The sequence below is a fragment of the Sarcina sp. DSM 11001 genome, assembly GCF_900101015.1.
Taxonomy (GTDB): domain Bacteria; phylum Bacillota; class Clostridia; order Lachnospirales; family Lachnospiraceae; genus CAG-791.
In genome coordinates this window covers 1-4,510 of sequence record NZ_FNFZ01000061.1, presented here as the reverse complement: position 1 = coordinate 4,510, position 4,510 = coordinate 1, and the positions used below count along the sequence as shown (strand labels likewise).

Genomic DNA, 4,510 nt, shown 5'->3' with positions numbered 1-4,510 from the left:
CGCGGATTCATACTATTCCGTGCGCGGCTGGAGAGGTTATGTAATGGTTTGATATAGTGAGTATTACAGGACTAACATCTTATTGAACCATGAGATGTTCATTGCGGGCTCCAACTACTGGAATATGGCTTATGGTCAGATGCCGGGCGATATGGAGCAGGATGAGGAAGGCATGAACAACATGCGGAATCTTGGACAGAACATGGCATTCTGCTGAAAGCATTGAACTGAAGTTTGGCGTTCAAGCTTTTGGTGGAATAATTGTCCTGTATCCGGCACCAAATCGGTATATGTCGAACTGATCTCTGCTGAAAAAGAGATCGACATCTTTTAGTTTTGCGTTTTGTAAAATATGGCGCAGCGTAAAAATGCCATCAGACCGAAATCTGATGGCAGAAACATTATATTTATCTATTGTCTACTGTACGGGGCGCGGTTCAGTGGCCCCTTTGCCCCTTTAATATTTGAATAGTCACGATGGCTGCACGTTGGACAATGTTTAATCCGGTAAAGAAACCTTTCGGCTTATGCAGCTCCGGTTGGTTACAGATTCATTCCGGCAAAGAAACCGGCTTTGGTTGCCTCCGCAATATTGGCGGTTGCCTGTGCATCGCCGATCACGCGGACATCGGAAAAGGCCTCTCTGGCTGCAGATTCGAGCGGATTATAGGGCTTTGTTCCAAGAGCCATGACCATGGTATCGAAGGGAAGGTCTTTTGCTTCCTGCGTGTGCAGGTCGGTCACGGTCACAGCATGTTCGCTGACCTTTTCGATCCGGTGGTCGGTCAGGATCTGCATACCGGATCCCAGGATAACGGGCATAATGGTCGCACGGGTCAGCGGCTCTTCCTTCATGAGGATGTCGCCAAGCATCTCCACGACAGTCACGTCCAGACCCTGCTCATGCAAAAGGTGTGCGGTCTCGATGCCGATCTGGCCGCCGCCTGCGATCAGCACTTTTCCAGTCAGCTTTTCTGTCCCGTCCAGGACCTTGTCGGCAGGAATGACATTGGGATTTCCCTTTACACCGGGAATGCCGGGCACGAAAATCTGACCGCCCGTCGCCAGCAGGACGGCATCTGTCTTCAGGCTCTTCACATCTTCCGCTGTCATCTCTGTATTCAGATGTACGTGCACATTTTCCATCTTTGCAAACACAGCGGTAAAGAACTTCGGGATATGGTGCAGGATGTCCTTGCAGGGCGGTGCGCTGGCCAGCTTCACCTGGCCGCCGCAGAGTTCGGAGGCACGCTCATAAAGGTCTACTTCATGCCCCCTGAGGGCCGCTGTATAAGCGGCTTCACAGCCTGCGGCACCGCCGCCGATCACGGCCACATGCTTTTTGACATCTGTCCTGCTGACGCCCTGCGGGTATCTTGACTCTCTGCCCGCCAGGGGATTGATGGCGCAGTGCAGGGTGTTATTGTTCCAGATGCGCACGCCGATACAGTGGTTGCAGCCCACACAGCGGCGGACACACTCGCCTTCGCCTGCCTTCAGCTTGTTGGCAAGATCTGGATCCGCAATCAGGGGACGCGCAAAGGAAATATAATCTGCTTCGCCCTTTTCCAGAACACTTTCCGCAAACTCCAGATCCTGCATGCGGCCGGAGACCAGCACCGGAATGCTGACAGCCTGCCTGACCTGTCCGGCATAGCTTGTGAACATGCCTTTTTCGTGGTAGATCGTCGGGAACACCCAGGCCATGACCTGCTGTGTGCCGCCGGCGATATCGATGGCGTCCACACCTGCATTCTCCAGCATCTTTGCCAGTTCCACAGTATCATTGATCTGTCTTCCCTTCTCCCCGATCCCGTCATCTGCGGAGAGGCGGACGATAATGGGCATTATGGGGCCGTTGACCCTGCGCACCTCCGCGACCAGCTCCAGGAGGAACCTGGCCCTGTTGGCAAGGCTTCCGCCGTATTCGTCGTCCCGGTTATTGAAAAAGGGAGAGAGGAACTGGGAGATCAGGTATCCCGCGTGGGCGTGGATGGCGACTGCATCAAAGCCAGCCTTTTTTGCACGCAGGGCGCTCTGGCCGTAGGTCCTGACAAACTGATGGATCTCCTCCACACTCAGCCTGCGGACCGGACGGTCTGCGACAGGACAGCGGATCTCGCTGGGACCGACATTCATGGGCTCATCGATGCCGGAGCGGCCGGTCTCATAGGGAGAGCCCATGGCCTGTGCGCCGCCGCCGGGTGTGAGCAGGACCGCGATCTTTGCTCCCTGCAGATGGACTGCTTCCGTAAGCTCGGACATCATCGGAATATAGGCATCGTCATCCAGCCTTGCCGACCTGGGGTAGGGATCGATGGGATCCAGCTGCGCGCAGGCCTGGGTCTGCTGAGTGATGATCAGGCCGACGCCGCCTTTTGCACGCCGGGCATAGTAATCGATCTCCGGCCATGTCAGCATACCGTCAGATGCCGTGAAATGTGTCTCAGTCGGAGACATGACGATCCTGTTTCGAAGACTCATCCTGCCGATCATTCCGGGTTCCATTAGTTTTTCGTACATAGCATACCTCTTTTCATTCGGGGGTGTTTGCGGCACGCAGCCGTGATACTAAAGAAGAAACATTATTGGATCTTTTTTTGTCTGTTGAAAAATCTAATATTAGTTCTTGATTTGCAAATCGAACATGTTTTATATATTCACAATAACCTGTGCTCATTCGTTCGTCAACATTAATAGAACATGTTTTATATTTTATACATTTATATTCCGTATCTTCCAATGACAGAGAAAGGCACTGCATGGATCCCGGCGGAAGTATCCAACTGGAATGCCTTCATTATTTGCAATCCGATTTCAGATGCTATATACTCAGTCCATGAATCGAACTTGTTTTATTTAAGAGAGGTAAAAAAATGCCCAGAAGAAGTGGCCGTCCATCAAAAGGTGAGGACAATCCAGACAGCAGGAAAAAGATCATCGATGCAGCAGTCACACTCATCCGTACAAAAGGGGCTGACGCCGTCACTGTGCGAAGTGTCTGCAGAGAAGCGGATCTGTCTATAGGCACCTTTTATCATTATTTTAGGGACAAGGATGATCTGATGATGTTTTTTTTACGGGAGACTTCGTTCGATGGGTTTTCCCTTCAGACTGATCTGTCACAGCCAGGAGACCGGATCAGCGAACTGTATATGCTTCTGATCGGTCGCTACATGGAACTCGGACTTGATTTTATGAAAAGTTTTTATTCAACCGGCAACCGTTCCCTCTCTGCTTATATGGGGGAAGAGGATGGATGCTTTGCTCCGGAAACAGTGATGGCAAGAAGTGAAAAAGAACTGAATGCTGCCCAGGAAGCCGGCTATATAACCCCATCGGCAGATATTCACACTTTGTGTAAGGATATCTGCACGATTGTAAAAGGCTGTGTTTTTGAATGGTGTTTGAATGACGGAAACCCGGATGTAGAGAAGATCCTTTACCGGATTATTAACCATTATCTCTCCCCTTATAGAGAGAGCATCAGGGAGTAACCAGCTCTCCCCGTGTCGGTTATGCTGCCGGACAGGGGGTGCAACTTGATACCTGTTCCTTACATCAACGTTGTTGCAGCCGGTCAGAACATCAACAGGATGCGAATTGCTGCCTGCATTTCCGTAAAGGACATGCAGGCTGTGTTTGGCTTCGCAACTCCGCAGGCTATCTACAAGTGGATATAAGGAAGTTCTTGCGAAGCATAATAAGTCGGTCATAGAAAGCTATGACCTGGTGGAAACGGATACAGAACTGTTCATTTCAGAGCGTGTGAACAATCTTTTGTTCAGGAAAAACAGGATGAGGGGACATGTCTGATGAATGTTGAAAAAGCCGAAACGGAAGATATTAAAGCTCTTGTTAAAATGCGCATCAGCTATTTGATCGAAGACAATGGCAGTCTTGATGCTCAAGATCTTGCAGCCATCATAAGGGAATTGCCCGGTTATTTTCAGGCGCATCTGGACAAAGATCTGTTCGTCTATGTAATCCGGGATGGCCAAAACATCGTTTCTTGCGCTTTCTTTCTGACCGTGGAAAAACCAATGAGTCCGGCATTCATCAATGGAAGAACAGGAATGGTTCTGAATGTATATACCTGCCCGTCCTATAGACGGAAAGGGTACGCAAGAATGATCATGGAAGCTTTGCTCTCTGAGGCAAATAGAATGAAAATCTCAGTTGTTGAGCTGAAAGCCACGGAGGATGGATATCCTTTGTATCGTTCAGTAGGATTCGTGGATGATAGTTCCGGATATCACATAATGCAGTGGAAAAATCGATGTTTGTGGAGGTGAGCATCATGAAAAACGGGAAGAGACCTGACCCGAATGTGATCCATCCGATTGCCGGATACGATAAAGAAATATATGTAAAACCGACGATTTCAAATCCCAACATTATCGTCGGAGATTTTACATACATTGCTGATTCTGAGTTTGAAAGCCATGTTACACACCACTATGAATGGAACGGCGATAAGCTAATCATCGGGAAGTTTTGTCAGATAGCA

General features: G+C 49.7%; 5 protein-coding genes and 1 pseudogene. 5 read left to right on the top strand and 1 reads right to left on the bottom strand.

Annotated features, from left to right (window positions below; translation table 11 throughout):
• The first annotated feature begins 82 nt into the window (after positions 1–82).
• Complete coding sequence (locus BLT02_RS18070; protein WP_347475066.1) at positions 83–217, top strand: flavodoxin family protein; 135 nt, start codon at positions 83–85, stop codon at positions 215–217.
• A gap of 326 nt (positions 218–543) precedes the next feature.
• Here the strand turns inward: BLT02_RS18070 and BLT02_RS16540 are convergent, their stop codons facing one another.
• Positions 544–2,523 (bottom strand): oxidoreductase, encoded by a 1,980-nt coding sequence (locus BLT02_RS16540; RefSeq protein WP_092998110.1) that lies wholly within the window; start codon positions 2,521–2,523, stop codon positions 544–546.
• 353 nt (positions 2,524–2,876) lie between these two features.
• Between BLT02_RS16540 and BLT02_RS16535 the strand changes: the two genes are divergently transcribed.
• The 4 genes and pseudogenes from BLT02_RS16535 to BLT02_RS16525 form a co-directional block, all read left to right on the top strand.
• Entirely contained in the window at positions 2,877–3,497 is a 621-nt protein-coding gene (locus tag BLT02_RS16535) for a TetR/AcrR family transcriptional regulator (protein WP_092998107.1), read from the top strand.
• A 145-nt stretch (positions 3,498–3,642) separates the two neighbouring features.
• Positions 3,643–3,816 carry a hypothetical protein gene (locus tag BLT02_RS17450; RefSeq protein WP_175453916.1) on the top strand — a complete coding sequence of 58 codons (174 nt, stop codon included), beginning with the start codon at positions 3,643–3,645 and terminating at the stop codon, positions 3,814–3,816.
• Complete coding sequence (locus BLT02_RS16530; RefSeq protein WP_092998104.1) at positions 3,816–4,295, top strand: GNAT family N-acetyltransferase; 480 nt, start codon at positions 3,816–3,818, stop codon at positions 4,293–4,295. Before BLT02_RS17450 ends, BLT02_RS16530 begins: the two co-directional genes overlap by 1 nt.
• 5 nt (positions 4,296–4,300) lie before the next feature.
• A pseudogene (locus BLT02_RS16525) lies at positions 4,301–4,510 on the top strand (chloramphenicol acetyltransferase); the annotation flags it as partial.

Coding starts and splice junctions, on each gene's coding strand:
- BLT02_RS16540 (WP_092998110.1), bottom strand. CDS start 2,523: ATGTACGAAAAACTAATGGAACCCGGAATGATCGGCAGGATGAGTCTT.
- BLT02_RS16535 (WP_092998107.1), top strand. CDS start 2,877: ATGCCCAGAAGAAGTGGCCGTCCATCAAAAGGTGAGGACAATCCAGAC.
- BLT02_RS16530 (WP_092998104.1), top strand. CDS start 3,816: ATGAATGTTGAAAAAGCCGAAACGGAAGATATTAAAGCTCTTGTTAAA.